Source organism: Bacillus sp. PAMC28748, from assembly GCF_014250415.1.
Taxonomy (GTDB): domain Bacteria; phylum Bacillota; class Bacilli; order Bacillales; family Bacillaceae; genus Bacillus; species Bacillus licheniformis.
The window spans coordinates 3,683,452-3,701,233 of record NZ_CP060192.1 but is presented as its reverse complement, the minus strand read 5'-3'; the positions used below and the strand labels follow the sequence as shown (position 1 = coordinate 3,701,233).

At 47.2% G+C, this 17,782-nt stretch carries 16 protein-coding genes; 13 read left to right on the top strand and 3 right to left on the bottom strand.

The window, feature by feature from the left end:
• Positions 1-98 precede the first annotated feature (98 nt).
• Positions 99-923 carry a membrane protein insertase YidC gene (locus H7F26_RS19070; RefSeq protein ID WP_003183305.1) on the bottom strand — a complete coding sequence of 275 codons (825 nt, stop codon included), beginning with the start codon at positions 921-923 and terminating at the stop codon, positions 99-101.
• 48 nt (positions 924-971) lie between these two features.
• Positions 972-1,259, bottom strand: coding sequence for a hypothetical protein (locus H7F26_RS19065; protein WP_003183303.1), 288 nt, complete (start codon positions 1,257-1,259; stop codon positions 972-974).
• Positions 1,260-1,384: 125 nt separating this feature from the next.
• On the opposite strand from H7F26_RS19065, the gene H7F26_RS19060 reads away from it, so the two are divergent.
• From H7F26_RS19060 to H7F26_RS19005, 12 genes are all read left to right on the top strand, one after another.
• The gene (locus tag H7F26_RS19060; RefSeq protein ID WP_228767684.1) at positions 1,385-2,596 is read left to right on the top strand and encodes a DNA polymerase IV; all 1,212 of its coding nucleotides are present in this window, start codon (positions 1,385-1,387) and stop codon (positions 2,594-2,596) included.
• 86 nt (positions 2,597-2,682) lie between these two features.
• Positions 2,683-4,092 (top strand): NADP-dependent phosphogluconate dehydrogenase, encoded by a 1,410-nt coding sequence (gndA, locus tag H7F26_RS19055; RefSeq protein ID WP_003183299.1) that lies wholly within the window; start codon positions 2,683-2,685, stop codon positions 4,090-4,092.
• A 117-nt stretch (positions 4,093-4,209) separates the two neighbouring features.
• The gene (locus H7F26_RS19050) at positions 4,210-4,995 is read left to right on the top strand and encodes a glucose 1-dehydrogenase (RefSeq protein WP_017473921.1); all 786 of its coding nucleotides are present in this window, start codon (positions 4,210-4,212) and stop codon (positions 4,993-4,995) included.
• Between the two features lie 139 nt (positions 4,996-5,134).
• A complete protein-coding gene (locus H7F26_RS19045; protein ID WP_003183293.1) occupies positions 5,135-6,796 on the top strand; it encodes an alkaline phosphatase in 1,662 nt (553 codons plus the stop codon).
• Between the two features lie 149 nt (positions 6,797-6,945).
• A complete protein-coding gene (locus H7F26_RS19040; protein WP_003183291.1) occupies positions 6,946-7,254 on the top strand; it encodes a PTS sugar transporter subunit IIB in 309 nt (102 codons plus the stop codon).
• Between the two features lie 5 nt (positions 7,255-7,259).
• Positions 7,260-7,592 (top strand): PTS sugar transporter subunit IIA, encoded by a 333-nt coding sequence (locus tag H7F26_RS19035; RefSeq protein ID WP_003183289.1) that lies wholly within the window; start codon positions 7,260-7,262, stop codon positions 7,590-7,592.
• 39 nt (positions 7,593-7,631) lie between these two features.
• A complete protein-coding gene (gene celB, locus H7F26_RS19030; protein WP_003183287.1) occupies positions 7,632-8,948 on the top strand; it encodes a PTS cellobiose transporter subunit IIC in 1,317 nt (438 codons plus the stop codon).
• A gap of 15 nt (positions 8,949-8,963) precedes the next feature.
• Positions 8,964-10,379, top strand: coding sequence for a glycoside hydrolase family 1 protein (locus H7F26_RS19025; RefSeq protein WP_003183285.1), 1,416 nt, complete (start codon positions 8,964-8,966; stop codon positions 10,377-10,379).
• A gap of 119 nt (positions 10,380-10,498) precedes the next feature.
• Positions 10,499-11,212: a GntR family transcriptional regulator gene (locus H7F26_RS19020; RefSeq protein ID WP_003183283.1), complete on the top strand. Its 714-nt coding sequence runs from the start codon at positions 10,499-10,501 to the stop codon at positions 11,210-11,212.
• A 246-nt stretch (positions 11,213-11,458) separates the two neighbouring features.
• The gene (locus H7F26_RS19015; protein WP_003183281.1) at positions 11,459-12,448 is read left to right on the top strand and encodes a TAXI family TRAP transporter solute-binding subunit; all 990 of its coding nucleotides are present in this window, start codon (positions 11,459-11,461) and stop codon (positions 12,446-12,448) included.
• Positions 12,449-12,549: 101 nt separating this feature from the next.
• Positions 12,550-13,068: a DUF1850 domain-containing protein gene (locus H7F26_RS19010; protein ID WP_011198098.1), complete on the top strand. Its 519-nt coding sequence runs from the start codon at positions 12,550-12,552 to the stop codon at positions 13,066-13,068.
• Positions 13,061-15,025, top strand: coding sequence for a TRAP transporter permease (locus H7F26_RS19005; RefSeq protein ID WP_009327932.1), 1,965 nt, complete (start codon positions 13,061-13,063; stop codon positions 15,023-15,025). The genes H7F26_RS19010 and H7F26_RS19005 overlap by 8 nt, the downstream gene beginning before the upstream one ends.
• Before the next feature lie 35 nt (positions 15,026-15,060).
• Here the strand turns inward: H7F26_RS19005 and zwf are convergent, their stop codons facing one another.
• Complete coding sequence (gene zwf, locus H7F26_RS19000) at positions 15,061-16,524, bottom strand: glucose-6-phosphate dehydrogenase (RefSeq protein ID WP_031314657.1); 1,464 nt, start codon at positions 16,522-16,524, stop codon at positions 15,061-15,063.
• Positions 16,525-16,757: 233 nt separating this feature from the next.
• Here zwf and rnz point away from each other — a divergent pair, with 233 nt between their 5' ends.
• Positions 16,758-17,681, top strand: coding sequence for a ribonuclease Z (gene rnz / locus H7F26_RS18995; protein WP_009327934.1), 924 nt, complete (start codon positions 16,758-16,760; stop codon positions 17,679-17,681).
• Positions 17,682-17,782 lie beyond the last annotated feature (101 nt).

Genomic DNA, 17,782 nt, shown 5'->3' with positions numbered 1-17,782 from the left:
AAAGAGCCGTCTCATTATTCTCATCAGCCCTTTAGTCGCGATCGAGAAGATTAAAGGGAAACGCAAAAAAGCTTGCGCCTTTAAAGGCGCAAGCTTTTTTATTTTGTAGCCGATTCAGCAGGCTGAATGGCTTTTTTGTTTTTTTGGTAAACTTGATGAAGAACGACCGATTGAATCGTCAGAAGCAGTCCGCTTGTCAGCCAGTACAGCGGCAGGGCTGCAGGGACATTGATCGAAAAGATCGTCATCATTACAGGGAAAAAGAAGCCCATGATTTTGGCGGACTGCTGAGCCGCCGGATTTGATTGGGCGTTCTGTGCGTTCAGCTTTTGAGACACATAGAACTGGATAAAATACATGAACCCGGCGCTTAAAGATACGATAATATCAGAATGCCCGAGGTTAAACCAGAGAAAAGAGTGCGAAGCAATTTCAGGCGTCGAGCGGATCGCATAATAGAAACCGATCAGAATCGGAAACTGAATCAGCATCGGCAGACAGCCCATCGCCAGCGGATTGATGTTGTGCTTTTGGTAAAGCTGCATCATCTCCTGCTGGATTTCCCTCTGCTTCACGGGGTCTTTCGTCTTTTTTAACCTGCTTTGAATCGCATCCAGCTCAGGTTTGACAAGCGCCATTTTTTCCTGCATCGCCCGCTGCTTTTTATACTGGTTGGCAAACAGCGGAAAAACGAGAACCCGGACGATGATGGTCACAAAAATAATCGACAATCCGTAGTTTCCGTGGAAGATTCCGGCGATTCCCTTAATCAGCTCTGAAAAAGGCACCACGACATAATGGTGGAAGAAGTTGTCGCTTCCTCCGGTGCTGCCGGTGGCTGCCGAAGCTTGTTCACCTATAAACATAGTCATGATCAAAAACATTGCAGTCGCAAACAATTGCTTTAGTTTCGTGTTCAACACGTTCTCCTCCTTCTAAATAAGGGCCCGTATGCCGGACGCCCTTCACGTTTAAATTGAAAGAAGAAGGAAACGGTGGTCTTCATCGTCGTTCGATGAAGCTTTCATGCGAATGACTTTACTTATCCATACCGTAATGCGATGATATAGGATGATGAGAAAATCGACTGCAGAAACAAACTGTATTGCATGATATTCTTCAAACCGTTTCGTTTTCCAGCTGTCTCCCGTACTGCAATCCTTCAGGATCAGGGCGATACCGATCGCCGTCAGTGCGGGGAGGACGATTGTGAAAAACTCAATCAGAAAAAAAGCATCGTTGAAAGATTCAAGAATCATCTTTTATCACTTCCGTTTCATTTAACATCTTACTATATGAAAGCTGGGATGTCTAATCAGAGTGCCAGGAGGGAGCCGTTTTGTCTGCTGATAAACAAAAGGGGAGAGTCATCTTTCATATCGATATGAACAGCTTTTACGCGTCTGTTGAAATGGCGTATGACCCTTCGCTGAAAGGCAGGCCGCTAGCCATCGCGGGAAATGCGAAGGAGCGGAAAGGAATCGTCGTCACGTGCAGCTATGAGGCGAGAGCACGCGGCGTCAAACCGCCCATGCCGCTCTGGGAAGCGAAGCGGCTCTGTCCCGAGCTGATCGTCAAGCCGCCGAATTTCGACCGCTACAGAAGCTCTTCAAGAGAAATGTTTCAAGTGCTCAGGGAGTACACGGACCTTGTCGAGCCTGTTTCGATCGACGAAGGGTACATGGACTTAACGGATACGCCATACAGAAATCGGGCATGCGAAACGGCAAAGGAAATTCAGGAGCGCCTTCAAAAGGAACTGCTGCTTCCGTCAAGCATCGGGATCGCTCCGAATAAATTCCTGGCCAAAATGGCTTCGGATATGAAAAAGCCGCTCGGCATTACGATTTTGAGAAAGCGTGAAGTGCCCCGGATTCTTTGGCCCATGGACATCAGCGAGATGTACGGAGTCGGCCGGAAAACCGCCGAAAAGCTTAAGACGCTCGAGATCGAAAAGATCGGCGATTTGGCTGCCGCAGATGAGTATGCTTTAAAGCGCCTCCTCGGCATCAACGGCCCCCGTTTAAAAAGAAGGGCAAACGGCATCGACACAGGAGAAGTGAATCCCGACAGAATATACGAATTCAAAAGCGTCGGCAATTCCTCGACCCTCCCGCATGACAGCACAGATGAGAAAGAGCTGTTCGGACTGATTGACAAGCTTTCAATCTCAGTAAGCGACAGGCTGAAGCGAAAAGAGGTCATGGCAGCAAAAGTTTTCATCATGATCCGCTTTGCGGACTGGACGAACATAACAAGAAGCAAGACCCTTCTGAATCCGACCGATTCAAAAGACGAAATTGCGAAGGAATCGAAAGCCCTTTTCAGGCAGCATTGGCACGGAAGCCCTGTCAGGCTTTTGGGCGTGACGGGAACAGACCTCGTCAATCGAAAGGAAGCCGTCAAACAGCTTGATTTGTTTTCCTTTCATGAGGATGCCAAAGATGAGCCGATCCAAAAAGTGATGGCCGAACTGAATGAAAAATATGGAACAGACCTCATCAAAAAAGGGGTCAGGATTGTGAAAAAAGAAAGCAAAACGAGCGGAACAAGCTTTAACAAAGATTTTTTCCAAGACGAGAGACAAGATCAATAGCTTGAAAATGTAGGTCAAAGTGTGGTAATTTCAATTTAAATAAAAATTAAACTATAATGCTAAACGCTTTAGAAGGGACGTTAGACATGGCAAAACAACAAATAGGTGTAGTTGGTTTAGCAGTAATGGGAAAAAACTTGGCTTTAAACATTGAAAGCCGCGGGTTTTCAGTTTCTGTCTACAACAGATCAAGCGAGAAAACCGAAGAGTTTCTGAAAGAAGCCGAAGGCAAAAACGTTGTCGGTACATACAGCATTGAAGAGTTTGTTGAATCTCTTGAAAAACCGCGCAAAATTCTTTTAATGGTCAAAGCTGGAACACCGACAGACGCAACGATTCAATCGCTTCTGCCTCATCTTGAAAAAGGCGACATTTTGATTGACGGCGGAAATACATATTATAAAGATACGCAGAGAAGAAACAGGGAGCTGGCCGAAAGCGGCATTCACTTCATCGGCACCGGCGTTTCCGGCGGTGAAGAAGGCGCTCTGAAAGGGCCGTCTATCATGCCAGGCGGACAAAAGGAAGCCCATGAGCTTGTCAAGCCGATTCTTGAAGCTATTTCTGCCAAGGTGGACGGCGAACCGTGTACGACATACATCGGTCCTGACGGCGCCGGCCATTATGTAAAAATGGTTCATAACGGCATCGAATACGGCGATATGCAGCTGATCTCAGAATCCTACTTTATTTTGAAACACATTGTCGGTCTGTCATCAGATGAGCTTCACGAAGTCTTTTCCGAGTGGAATAAGGGAGAGCTTGACAGCTATCTGATCGAAATCACGGCTGATATTTTCACGAAAAAAGACGAGGAAACCGGCAAGCCGCTTGTTGACGTCATCCTCGATAAAGCAGGTCAAAAAGGCACAGGAAAATGGACAAGCCAAAGCGCTCTTGACCTGGGCGTTCCGCTTCCAATCATTACGGAATCTGTTTTCGCCCGCTTCATCTCTTCCATGAAAGAGGAGCGCGTCAAAGCGAGCAAGCTTCTGGCAGGACCTGAAGCGAAACCTGCCGCTGAGAACAAAGAAGAGCTGATCGAAGCGGTCAGAAAAGCGCTCTTCATGAGCAAAATCTGTTCTTACGCCCAAGGCTTTGCTCAAATGAAAGCCGCATCAGAAGAATACGGCTGGGATTTGAAATACGGCGATATCGCGATGATTTTCCGCGGAGGATGCATCATCCGCGCGGCGTTCCTGCAAAAAATCAAAGAAGCGTATGACCGCGATCCAGAGCTTGACAACCTGCTTCTTGACCCGTACTTCAAAAATATCGTTGAAAGCTATCAGGGAGCCCTCCGCAAAACGATTTCTCTTGCGGTTGAACAAGGAATTCCTGTACCTTGCTTCTCAAGCGCTCTCGCTTACTTTGACAGCTACCGCACTGCCACCCTGCCGGCCAACCTGATTCAGGCGCAGCGCGACTACTTTGGCGCCCATACGTATGAGCGTACAGATAAAGAAGGCATTTTCCACACTGAGTGGATGAAATAAGATGTAAAGCCGCAAGCTGAAAAGCTTGCGGTTTTTTGATTTTCGGAAGGATGCATGTTTAAGCGGTTGTGTGGAAACCTACTCAAAGAGAGAGTTTCAATAAGGAGGAATCAACCCATGTATCCAAGTTTAGAGGGAAAAACGGTCGTTATCACAGGGGCGGGTACAGGTCTTGGAAAAGCGATGGCACTGCGCTTCGGTGATGAAAAGGCCAATGTAGTGATCAATTATTTCAAGGAAGAAGAAAATCCCGAAGAGACGGTGGAGAAAATAGAAAGCAGCGGAGCGCGCGCGATTGCCGTTCAAGGAGATGTCTCAAAAGAAGATGATGTGAAAGCGCTGATCAGACAGGCTGTTGATTCATTCGGTTCCGTTGATGTGATGGTGAACAACGCCGGGGTGGAAAATGAAGTACCTTCTGAGGATTTGTCTCTGGAGGACTGGAACCGCGTCATATCAACCAATTTGACGGGGATGTTTCTAGGATGCCGGGAAGCGATCGGCTATATGCTCGACCATAATATTAAAGGCTCGGTCATCAATATGTCCAGCGTCCATCAGCAAATCCCGTGGCCGCATTTTGTCCATTATGCGGCAAGCAAGGGCGGGGCAAAACTGCTGACGGAAACCCTTGCTTTGGAATATGCTCCGAAAGGAATCCGGGTAAACGCGATCGGCCCCGGTGCAATCGATACGCCGATTAACGCCGAAAAATTCGCTGATCCCGAATTGAAAAAAGGCGTTATTGAATTGATTCCGATAGGGTATATCGGAAAGCCGGAGGAAGTCGCAGCCTGCGCGGCCTGGCTAGCATCTGAAGAAGCAAGCTATGTGACAGGCCTGACGCTGTATGTAGACGGCGGGATGACAAAATACCCGGGATTCCAAGCGGGAAAAGGGTGAAAAGAAGGCGGGATGCCTTCTTTTCATCATAAGCCCATGAAAATTTACATAAGATTAATAGAAAGCAATAGTGCTGTTTACATAGCAATGATAGTGTAGGTGTGTCAACAAAAAGCGGTTATGGAGGGAGTACATAAGAATGGGTTTCTTACGCAACAGAATCGTCGGCATTACACTGGCAGGAGCAGTCGCTTTAGGATCGGCGGGAACAGGCAGTGCGGCAATGGAAACAGCGAAAAAAAAGGAAGAGCCGAAGGTCAAAAACGTGATCATGATGGTCATGGATGGAACAAGCTCTTCTGCATCAACTTTGGCACGCTGGTATAAAGGCGAACCGCTCGCAATGGACCAGATCGTCAGCGGCGGTGTCCGGACGTATTCGGCAGAATCGGCGATCACTGATTCTGCACCTGCAGCAACTGCGATGGCAACGGGACGAAAATCAAATTCTTCCTATATCGGTGTGCTGCCTTCAAAAGTGAACACACCAGGAGTCGAGAAGGTCCGTGAAAAAGATCATTACCGGCCTGTAGCAAACGTGCTGGAAGGCGCAAAACAGAAGGGGAAAGCAACCGGCATCATTGCAACATCTGAAATTCAGCATGCCACGCCTGCCGGCTATTCCGGCCATCATAAAGACCGCAATAATTTTGAAGTGCTCGGTGAACAGCAGGTTTATCAAAACATGGATGTTGTCCTTGGCGGAGGAAAAGAATCGCTTCAGCCGGGTACAAAGGATAAAAGCCGCAAAGACGGTGAAGACCTTGTAAAAGTGCTCAAAGATAAAAAGTACGATTTCGTTGAAACGAAAGATCAACTCCTCAAGTCAAAATCGAAAAAAATCTGGGGCGCCTTCTCACAGCGCGATCTCGCGTATGACATGGACCGCCGCGCAACGCATCCAGAGCAGCCGACTATTGCAGAGATGACGAAAAAATCGATTCAGACGCTTTCTAAAGACAAGGACGGTTTCTTTTTATTCGTGGAAGGAAGCAAGCCTGACTGGGCAGCGCATCAAAACGATCCGATCGGCATGATCAGCGATGTATTGGCGTTTGATAACGCGGTGAAAGAAGCGCTTGATTTCGCTAAAAAAGATAAACATACAATGGTTATTGCCGTCTCGGACCATGGCAACAGCGGCATCTCCATCGGCAACAGCAACACGACGAAAGGCTATGACACAACACCGGTATCAGCCTATGTCGATCCGCTGAAAAAAGCTAAAATGACGGTGGAAGGCGCAACTGGCAAATTAAAAGACGACTTATCGAATATCGAAGAAGCGGCGAAGCTTTACGGACTTGATGATTTAACGCCGGCAGAGAAGAAACAGCTGAAAAGCGTGAAAAACAAAAAAGAAGCGGCTTCATTATTTACCAAGCTGCTCAGCAACCGGGCCAACATCGGATTCACAACAGGCGGTCATACGGGTGAAGACGTCTTCCTGTATTCGTATGGTCCAGAAAAGCCGCAGGGTCTCGTCGAAAACACCGATATCGCCAAAACGATGGCAAAGGCAATGGGCTTCAACTTAGACAAATTAACAAACGAATTATTTATCGAAGCAAAACAGGCATTTAAAAAAGCCGGAGCCAGCGTAACGATCGATCAAAAAGATCCGGCTAACCCAGTTCTTGTCGCAGCGCGCAAAAAAGCAAAAGCCGAAATGCCTGTGAACAAAAACATTATCAGAATCAACGGGAAGGAATACGAACTAGACAGCGTGATTGTTGAAAGCAATGGATCCTTCTACGTGCCTAAAGAAGCAGTTCAGCTATTCAAAAAATACGCCAGATAATTTATTTGAAAACCCCTCTGGAAAGAAGAGGGGTTTTTTATTGTTCGAAATAAATACATACATTTATTTTTAAATGTCTAGACATTTAAAAATAAAAAGATATAATAATAGTTGTGTGAAAGCGCTTTTAATAAAGGGAGGAGATCACCATGAAGAAAATTTTACTCGCATGCAGCTCTGGAATGTCGACAAGCCTCCTTGTCACCAAGATGCAGGAATACGCGCATTCAATCGGTGATGAGGCAAAAATTTGGGCGGTCGGACAGGACCAGGCGAAAAAAGAGATGGCAGAGGCAAACGTCGTTCTCATCGGCCCGCAAATGAGCTTTTTAAAAGGCGAGCTGCAGAAGGAAGCTGAACAGTACGGTATTAAGGTTGATGTGATTGATATGCTGGCTTACGGAATGGCTGATGGAAAGAAAGCTTATGAACAGGCGCTAAGCCTGATCGGGGATTGACGATAATGGAAAAATTAAAGCTCGATGAATTAACAGGCGAACAAATTTGCTTTCAGCTCATTCTTCACAGCGGAAACGCCCGCAGCAAGGTTATTCAGTCCATCAGGGAATACCGCGACGGCAGCGTTCAGAAAGCAGAGGAGCTGCTACAACAGGCAGAAGACGATTTGCAGCAGTCCCACGATATTCATTTTCAAATGATCCAAAAAGAAGCGGGCGGGGGAAAAAATGAGTTCTCTTTGCTGCTCTTGCATGCCGAGGACCATTTGATGTCGACGCTCACGATGAAGGAACTCGTTTCTGAATTATTGGAATTGTTCAAAGAGAAAAGTCTATGATTCGCACTGCATGGCAAAATCGAAGGGGGATAAGAGACCATGTTTGAAAAATTGAGCAACCTCTTGGTGCCGATTGCCGGGAAGCTGAATAATAACCGGTATTTAGGCGTGCTGAGGGATGCATTTATGCTGGCTTTTCCGCTCACCATTTTCGGATCGATCATTGTCGTTTTAACCAATTTGCCGTTTCTCAATAAAATGATGAGCAAATCCGCGCTTGAAACGTTCCAGTCGGCTTTAAGCATAGCGCCGAGCGCAACGATCAGCATCATGTCCGTTTTCGTCGTATTCGGGATCGGGTATTATTTGTCCAAAACTTATGAAGTCGAAGCGGTTTTTGGAGGAGTCGTCGCTTTGGCATCGTTCCTTCTGCTGACTCCGTTTGTATTAAACGGCGAAGGAGGGGAAGTGATTCCGAACGTCATCCCGATTGACAGGCTCGGTGCGAAAGGGATGTTCCTCGGAATGATTACCGCCTTTACATCCGCTGAGATTTTCAGATTTTTTGTCCAGAAAAACTATACGATCAAAATGCCTGCCGGCGTTCCGCCTGCTGTAGCAAAATCTTTTGCCGCGCTGATTCCGGCGGTGATGACCTTGTCCGTCTACTTGGTGATCAATATCCTTGTAACCCAAGTGTTCAATACGAATATGCACGATTTAATTTACAACCTGGTGCAGGCTCCGCTTGTCGGTCTTGGAAGCGGTATCATTCCGACCTTGATTGCCATATTTTTCACTCAGCTGCTCTGGTTTTTCGGACTCCACGGACAAATTATCATCAACTCCGTTATGGATCCGATCTGGAATACGCTTTCGATCGAAAATTTGAATAGCTATACCGCAACAGGAGAAGTGCCGCATATTATCAATAAGCAGTTTATGGAAGTCTACACCGTCGGAATGGGCGGAACCGGCATGACCTTGGCCGTGATTATTGCGATCCTGCTGTTTATGAGGAGCAAGCAGATGAAGCAGGTCGCAAAACTCGGAGCAGCCCCGGGAATTTTCAACGTAAATGAACCGATCATTTTCGGTCTGCCGATCGTCATGAACCCGCTCATTTTTATTCCGTGGGTCATCTCGCCGATGATCGTCACTTTGATTACGTATTTCGCGATGGCGTCCGGGCTTGTACCGCCGCCGACCGGGGTCACGATTCCTTGGACTGTGCCGATCTTTATCAGCGGAATGATGGCGACCAATTCGCTTGCCGGCGGCATTCTTCAGATTGTGAATTTAGCCGTTGTCTTTATGATCTGGTTCCCATTTTTGAAATTCATCGACCGGATGAATATGAAAAAAGAGCAGGAGATCAATGAAGCGGAACAAGAAAAGACAACACTAGGACTTTAAAAGGAGATTGATGACATGTCAAAAACAGAACCGCAGCTAGAACAAATTCAATACCGTTTTCCAAATGGCTTCTGGTGGGGGTCGGCGGCTTCCGCCACTCAGACTGAAGGAGCGGCGGCCGAAGGAGGCAAAGGAAAGAACATTTGGGATCACTGGTACGAAAAAGAGCCAAACCGATTTTTTGACGGAGTAGGCCCTGAGAAGACTTCGCGTTTTTACGAGACTTACAGAGAAGATATTCAGCTGATGAAAGAGCTTGGCCACCACTCTTTTCGTTTCTCCATTTCGTGGGCTCGTCTGTTTCCTGATGGAAAAGGGCGGCTGAACAAAGAAGGAGCTGCCTTTTATAACCGAGTCATCGATGAACTGCTTGCGGCTGGCATCGAGCCTTTTGTCAACCTTTATCATTTTGACATGCCGCTTGCGCTCCAGCAAATCGGCGGATGGGAAAACAGGCAAGTCGTCGATCACTTTGCTTCATACGCGGAAACGTGCTTCAGGCTGTACGGGGACCGAGTGAAAAAATGGTTTACCCACAATGAGCCGATCGTTCCTGCAGAAGGCGGCTATCTATACGATTTTCACTATCCGAACATCGTCGACTTTCAAAAAGCCGTCCAGGTCGCATACCATGAAATTCTTTCAAACGCTAAAGCTGTCGAAGCTTATCGCAGACTCGGGGGCGACGGCAAAATCGGCATCATTTTAAATTTAACGCCGTCCTACCCGCGAAGCCAGCATCCGGCAGATGTAAGAGCATCTGAAATAGCCGACGCTTTCTTTAACCGATCGTTTCTTGATCCCGCCGTTAAGGGTGAGTTTCCGCAGCTTTTAACAGATATATTAAAAGAAGAAGGCTATTTGCCTGTCATGGAAGAAGGAGACTTGGAGCTGATCAAAAATCACACTGTCGATCTGCTCGGCATCAATTATTATCAGCCGAGACGGGTGAAAGCGAAGGAGCACCTGCCTCATCCGGACGCGCCTTTTATGCCGGAACGGTTTTTTGACCATTATGAAATGCCCGGACGAAAAATGAACCGCCACCGCGGCTGGGAGATATATGAAAAAGGAATCTATGATATTTTAATCAATGTCAAAGAAAACTACGGAAATATTGAATGCTTTATTTCTGAAAATGGGATGGGCGTTGAAGGAGAAGAACGTTTCCGCGGCGAAGACGGCATGATCCGCGATGACTACAGAATTTCGTTTATAAAAGAACACTTAAAATGGGTGCACAGAGCCATTCAGGAAGGAGCGAATGTCAAAGGCTATCATCTTTGGACCTTCATGGACAACTGGTCATGGACGAACGCCTATAAAAACCGCTACGGATTTGTATCTGTCAACCTTGACAAAAACGGCGAACGAACGATTAAAAAAAGCGGATACTGGTTTAAGAAAGTTGCCGAGAACAACGGTTTTTAAAAAGGGACTCGGGCTAAAAGATGGTCAGTTGGGCCATCTTTTTATTTCCGCATTAAAACCGATATAATGATAAAGAAGGTGTTACAGGCTACAGAATCCTTAGTAATGGTGGTTAAAACATGAGAAAATACGAATATATTTCAAACGAAATGAGGAGGCGGATTCAGGAGGAATACTATCCGATTGATCAGCCCATACCTGATGAGCTTTCTCTCGCCAAGGAATTTTCCTGCAGCAGAATGACGATGAAAAGAGCCCTCGATATTCTTGTGTCAGAAGGCATGCTGTACCGTAAGCGCGGACACGGCACCTTCATTGTAAAATCATCGATTCAGCAGCTTCCCGTCAGTGTAACAGACCGCGAAAACCTTGGGCTGACCAAGCTTCTTGCCAACAAACAAATCGAAAGCCGCATCATTCAATTTGACGTCGAATTCCCTTCAGATGAAGTGGCAAAGCAATTGTCAATCGAAAAGACCGTTCCGGTGTATCATATCATCAGGCTCAGAAAGGTTGAAGGCGAACCGTATGTCATTGAAGAAACGTATATGCCTTCGAACGTCATCTCTGAATTAAATGAAGACGTCCTTCACGGCTCCGTTTACCGGCACATCACCGAGACGCTGAAACTGACAATCGCCGGATCGCACCGGAAGATCAGGGCGGATAAGTCGAGTGCACTCGACCGAGAGTACTTGGAATGCGCCCCTGACGATCCGGTTCTTGAAGTCGAACAGGTCGCTTTTTTAAATACGGGGGAACCGTTTGAATATTCTTTTGCAAGGCATCGCTATGATAAGTTTGTGTTTTCGAGCGTCCATATTCGGAAATGAAAAACCTGCATAACCGCGGGTTTTTTTGTTTTGTCATAGAATCTTCCAGCACGCTTGTCCTCCGAAGGGATTATGGACTAACATCGCTGTAGCGGACGAGAATTTCAGAGGCCGTGCGCATATTCAGAACGAGCGGCTCATAAAATTAACTAAATAATTAGAAATAAAACAATATATTGACAACTAATACATTTTTCATGGTACGATAGGATTGTTATTTGTCCATCAAGCAAAGGGGGAGAATGAATGAAAAAGTGGAAAAGCCTATCATGGATGGTATTGCTGCTGACGCTCGTCATGGGATTGGCTGCGTGCGGAAGCAACAATGCATCAGGAAATAAGGACGGCGGATCTGCGTCAAAAGGATCAGGAAACTACAGTCTGCTGACAGGGGGAACCGGCGGTACATATTATCCGCTTGGCGGTCAGTTTGCAAACCTTTGGGAGGATGCCACAGGAGACAAATTTACGACGCAGACTACAGGGGCTTCTGCTGAAAACATGGCAACTCTGCAAAAAGGGGAAGCTGAAGTCGCTTTTTCCCAGACTGACATTGCCACTTATGCCATAGAAGGCAAAGAGATGTTTAAAGAAAAAATTGAGGGAATCAAGGCGATTGCCGCCCTGTATCCTGAAACTGTACAGATTGTGACAACAGAAAAAAGCGGAATCAATTCGGTTGAGGATTTAAAAGGCAAAACGGTTTCCGTGGGTGCTGCGGGAGCAGGGGTCAACATTAATGCCAAGCAGATTTTGGAGGTTCACGGGATGTCTTTTGACGACATCAAACCGCAAAACCTGTCTTTTGAAGAATCAACCGACGGCATTCAGTCAGGCGCTATCGATGCCGCATTCATCACGGCTGGAACGCCTACAGGCGCTGTCGAAGGGCTTTCCGCACAAAATAAAATCAAAATTATAAACATTGAAGAAGACAAGCAGAAAAAGCTGATTGAAAAGTATCCGTTCTATGCGGAGGATACGATCAAAAAAGGAACCTACGGCATCGGGAGCGATGTGAACACGGTCGCTGTCAAAGCGATGCTCGTCGCATCCGACAAGATGGATGAGGACACCGTCTATAAAATGACGAAAGCGCTGTTTGAAGCCGATAAAATCAATCATGCGAAAGGCGAGTTTATCAAGCCTGAAACCGCGCTTGAAGGATTGGGCGATATCGACATTCATCCGGGAGCGGCTAAATACTTCAAAGAAAAAGGGATCGAAAAATCGTAAAACCAAGGAAGATAAGCGATGAATAAGCCCGGGCAATCGATAGACCGTTGCAATGAAACATCGGTCTATCGTTTTTCTATTCGGCAGGGGATATGGAAAAAATGGGGAAATTAAAAATCATAAAACGGCTTGTGCCGGCGCTGATCATTGCCGTTTTTGCAGCGGCATGCCTGATTCCTTATCAGACCGCCGTCGTGTTCGAGAAAGAGGACAGCGGCGAGATCATCGCTTTTCTTCCCCTCCAAAAGAAGAAAAGCTTTGATGTGGTCTATACGCATTCCATCCATCGGACAGAAGTGATCGAATCGTATGTGTGGGAAAAAGGGATGATTCGGCAGACCGCTCTGACCTATCATGATCCGGCCGTCGGAATGCCCGCAAACGCAGAACAAGGTGAAAGGCTCGACATCAAAAACGGCGTCTACACCATTTCGAACATGAAGAGGACCTTTCCGTTCATCGATATGCGGATCGGCAGGGTGAGGGCGAATCACAGGATCAAGTATTCAGGCGCTGAACATGAGTTAAAGCGGTACATCCGTCCCGGCACATGGACAAGGATGAGTGTCCGAAAACTAAATGTCTTGCAACAACTGAGGGGAGTGAAGATCAATGACTGAGCAGCTTTCGGAAAAAGATCAGCAGGAACTGCTGGAGAAATACGATCCTGAAGCGGGAACGAGAAAGCTCAAAGGATTGACAGGGGCCATTGCATTTGCCGGCCTGCTCGCTTTTTCTTTGTTTCAATTATACACAGCCATTTTTGGCGTTTTTCCGGCTCAAATTCAAAGGTCCGTTCATTTAGGGTTTGCGCTCGGTCTGATTTTTTTGCTGTTTCCGGCGACAAAAGGTTTGCGGAAGACCGGCAAATTCAAAGTCGCCTGGTATGACGCAATTTTAGCCGTGTTAGGAGCAGGCGTCGGCGCTTATTGGGTCGCCAATTATGAAACGATTGTGGGCGGGATCGGATTGATCACGGAAACTGACTTTTATGTCGGGCTGTTGGCCGTCCTGCTCGTATTGGAAGCGACGAGACGGGCTGTCGGACTGCCGATTACGATCATCGCCGGCCTGTTTCTTTTGTATGGCCTTTACGGCTCGTATCTTCCGGGCTTTTTGTCTCACAACGGCCTGACGATGGAACGGCTCGTTCAGACGATGTATTTTACGACGGAAGGAATCCTGGGCACGCCGCTCGCTGTGTCCTCGACTTTCATCTTCCTGTTCATCCTGTTCGGTTCTTTTCTTGTCAGGACAGGAGTGGGGCAGTATTTTAATGACCTTGCCGTAGCGATCGCCGGACGAAGCACGGGCGGACCGGCAAAAGTCGCGATTTTTTCAAGCGCCCTTCAGGGAACGATCAGCGGCAGCTCTGTCGCCAATGTCGTCACTTCCGGATCGTTTACGATTCCGATGATGAAAAAACTGGGCTATAAAAAAGAATTCGCCGGTGCAGTCGAAGCTTCCGCATCTACCGGCGGACAGCTGATGCCTCCGATCATGGGAGCCGCCGCCTTTTTAATGGTTGAGTTCATCGGCGGAGGCATTACGTACTGGGATATCGCGAAAGCCGCGGCGATCCCGGCTGTTTTATACTTTACGGGCATCTGGATCATGACGCACTTTGAAGCGAAGCGCCTCGGCCTGCGCGGACTAACGAAAGAAGAAATGCCGAACCGCAAGGAAGTATTCAAAAAGATTTATTTGCTGCTTCCGATCATTTCGGTCGTCGTTTTGTTAATGTCGGGCATCACGGTCATGCATGCCGCTTTGTATTCGATCGTTCTGGCGATCCTGGTCGGTTTGTTCAATAAAGAAACGCGAATGGGCGTTAAAGGGATTGTGCTGGCTCTTGCGGAAGGAGCGAGAATGGCGCTTTCCGTTGCGGCGGCAACGGCAGCTGCCGGCATCATCGTCGGAGTCGTCACAAAGACGGGTCTCGGCCTCAAACTTGCAAACGGCCTGCTCGATTTGGCAGGAGGCGCATTATTGCCTTCGCTCTTTTTGACAATGATCGCCGCTCTTGTTCTCGGAATGGGGTCGCCGACGACGGCAAACTATGTCATTACGTCGACGATTGCCGCGCCAGCCTTGATTTTGCTGAATGTTCCTGATCTGTCGGCCCACTTGTTCGTGTTTTATTTCGGCATCGTAGCTGACATTACGCCGCCCGTTGCTTTGGCAGCATTTGCAGCTGCGGGGGTTGCGGGAGGAGAGCCGATCAGAACGGGGATCAATTCAGCAAAGCTTGCGATTGCCGCTTTTATCATCCCGTATATATTCGTCCTGTCTCCGGAGCTTCTCATGATTGATGCGCATTGGTATGAAATTCTCTGGGTGGTCTTTACCGCATTGTCCGGAATGATCGCCATCGGCGCTGGCATGATCGGATTCTGGATGAGAAAAGTGTTCTGGTTTGAAAGAATACTGGCGGCTGCCAGCGGTCTTCTGCTGATTTATCCAGAAGGCTATTCCGATATGATCGGCCTCGGCATATTCCTTCTGCTGTTCGTCCTTCAGCTGATGTGGAAGCGGGACAAAAGCCATCCGGAAGAGATGCAGGCCTTGAAAGCATAAAAAAACAGCCTTCAATTGTGAAGGCTGTTTTTTTATTAAAGCGGCCACCAATGAAAGCCGTCTTTTGCGAGCAGGTCGTCAGAAGCTTTCGGCCCCATGGAGCCCGCCTTATAGTTAGGGGAAAGGGTTTTGTTTTCCTCCCAGTTTTGAGATATCGCATCAACAAAACTCCAGGAAAGCGCAACTTCATCCCAGTGGGCAAAGTTTGTCGCGTCTCCGTGCAAGCAGTCCAAAATCAGCTTTTCATAAGCTTCAGGCGTGTTGATGCCGTCCCCGCAGTTATGGCAGTAGTCGAGCTTGATCGGCTGGGCAAAAGTGCCGCCTCCAAGCTTCCTTGCGTTTAAATGAAGGGTGATGCCTTCATCCGGCTGAATATGAATCACCAGCAGATTAGGGTGCATCGTGTTGCCGTTTCCGTAATAAAGATTCATCGGAATGTCTTTAAATTGGACGACAATCTGCGTTGATTTTTTCTGCATCCGTTTGCCTGTCCGGATGTAGAACGGCACACCGGCCCATCTGAAGTTGTCGATCAGCAGTTTGCCGGCAACGAACGTTTCCGTATTCGAATCTTTTGCTACGTTTTGCTCATCGCGATAAGCCGGAACATGTTTTTCGTCGACGACTCCTGCGTCATACTGGCCGCGCACAAAAAATTGGTCGACATCGTCTTTTTGAATCGGACGAAGGGCTCTGAGAACCTTCACTTTTTCGCTGCGGATCTCTTCCGTGTTCAGCTTGATCGGCGGTTCCATCGCAAGCAGCGCCACCATTTGAAGAATGTGGTTTTGCACCATGTCTCTAAGCGCACCCGATTTTTCATAATATCTCGCTCTGTCTTCCACACCCAAATCTTCACTTGACGTAATTTGAATGTTCGAGATGTATCTGTTTGTCCAAAGCGGCTCAAAAATCGCGTTGGCAAAGCGGATGACTTCGATGTTCTGCACCATTTGCTTTCCTAGATAATGGTCAATCCGATAAATTTGATCTTCTGTAAAAGCTTCACGGATTTCCTGGTTCAAGGCTTTTGCGCTCGGCAGATCATGCCCGAAAGGCTTTTCGATAACGAGCCTTGACCAGCCTGTTGTTGAAGTGACACCCTCTGATTTTAGGAACTTTGCAATCGTTCCGAAAAATTCAGGAGCCATCGCTAAGTAAAACATCCGGTTATTCGGAATATCATATGTACTTTCCAGCTTCTCTATAAGTTCGTTTAATTCCCGGTATGAGCCGGAATTTGTAACATCAAAAGGATGATAGTAGAAGTGAGATGTAAACTCGTCCACATCCTTTTCGTTTAACGGAAACTTCGAAACCGATTGCTGTACGGTACTGCGAAAGTCTTCATTTGTCCAAGGGCGTCTGCCGACTCCGACAACCGCGAATTCATTCCCGATTTGTCCGTTTTCGTAGAGCCTGTGGATAGAAGGATATAGTTTTCGTTTTGCCAAATCCCCTGTTGCGCCAAATATTACGATAACTGCTTTTGGTTCCATTTGATCTTTTTTCAATTAAACGTACCTCACTTTATTCGAAGCATAAGTTTATTTTCTTCATTTTAAAGCTAATAATCCCTTAAAGCAAACATTTGAGATCGAATCGTATGAAAACTTTACTGAAAACGGTCAGGGTATTTAGTTGCATAGCCCGACGCGAGGCCGGCGTTTCTTTTTTCCAAGACTTCCTGTATGCTTGTGATAGATGAAGTTTTTAGCAGGAGGAAAGGATATTGGAGTTATTATTTTTAGGAACGGGAGCGGGCATCCCCGCAAAAACGAGGAATGTCACATCCGTTGCATTGAAGCTTTTAGAAGAAAGGCGGTCTGTTTGGCTGTTTGACTGCGGGGAAGCCACACAGCATCAAATTCTACATACATCGATCAAACCTAGAAAAATTGAAAAGATTTTTATTACCCATCTTCACGGCGATCATGTATACGGGCTTCCGGGTCTTGTCAGCAGCCGATCTTTCCAGGGAGGGGAAGGCCCGCTGACCGTATACGGACCGCAAGGAATCAAAACGTTTCTTGAAACGGCGCTTGACGTATCGGGGACGCATGTCACATATCCGCTTGTGATTAAGGAGATTGGAGAAGGGACAGTCTTTGAGGATGACCAGTTTATCGTGACGGCCAGAAGCGTATCTCACGGCATTCCCGCTTTTGGGTACCGCGTGCAGGAAAAAGATGTTCCGGGCGCCCTTGACGCTGAAGCACTGAAAGAGATCGGAGTCTCGCCGGGCCCTGTTTATCAAAAACTGAAAAACGGGGAGACGGTCACATTGGAAGACGGCCGGACGATTCATGGGGCAGACTTTATCGGACCGCCAAAAAAAGGGCGGATTGTCGCCTTTTCCGGGGATACGAGGCCATGCGAGAATGTGAAGAGGCTTGCCGAAAAAGCCGATGTTCTCATCCATGAAGCAACATTTGCGAAAGGCGACAGGGAGCTCGCCGGAGACTATTATCACAGCACTTCAGAACAAGCTGCTGAAACAGCGCGGGAAGCCTGTGCAAAAAAACTGATTTTAACCCATATCAGTGCAAGATACCAGGGGGAAAACGTGCTTGAACTGGTCGATGAAGCAAAAGCGATCTTTCCTGATACCGTGGCAGCTTTTGACTTTTATGAGCATGAGATCAAAAGAACTTAATGGGCAGTTATAAAGCTTCTTTGTTCCGACAATCCGGGACGGGAAGCTTTTTTTATTGACACGGTTCTAAAATGATGTATAATAAAGCGTAATGATTACGT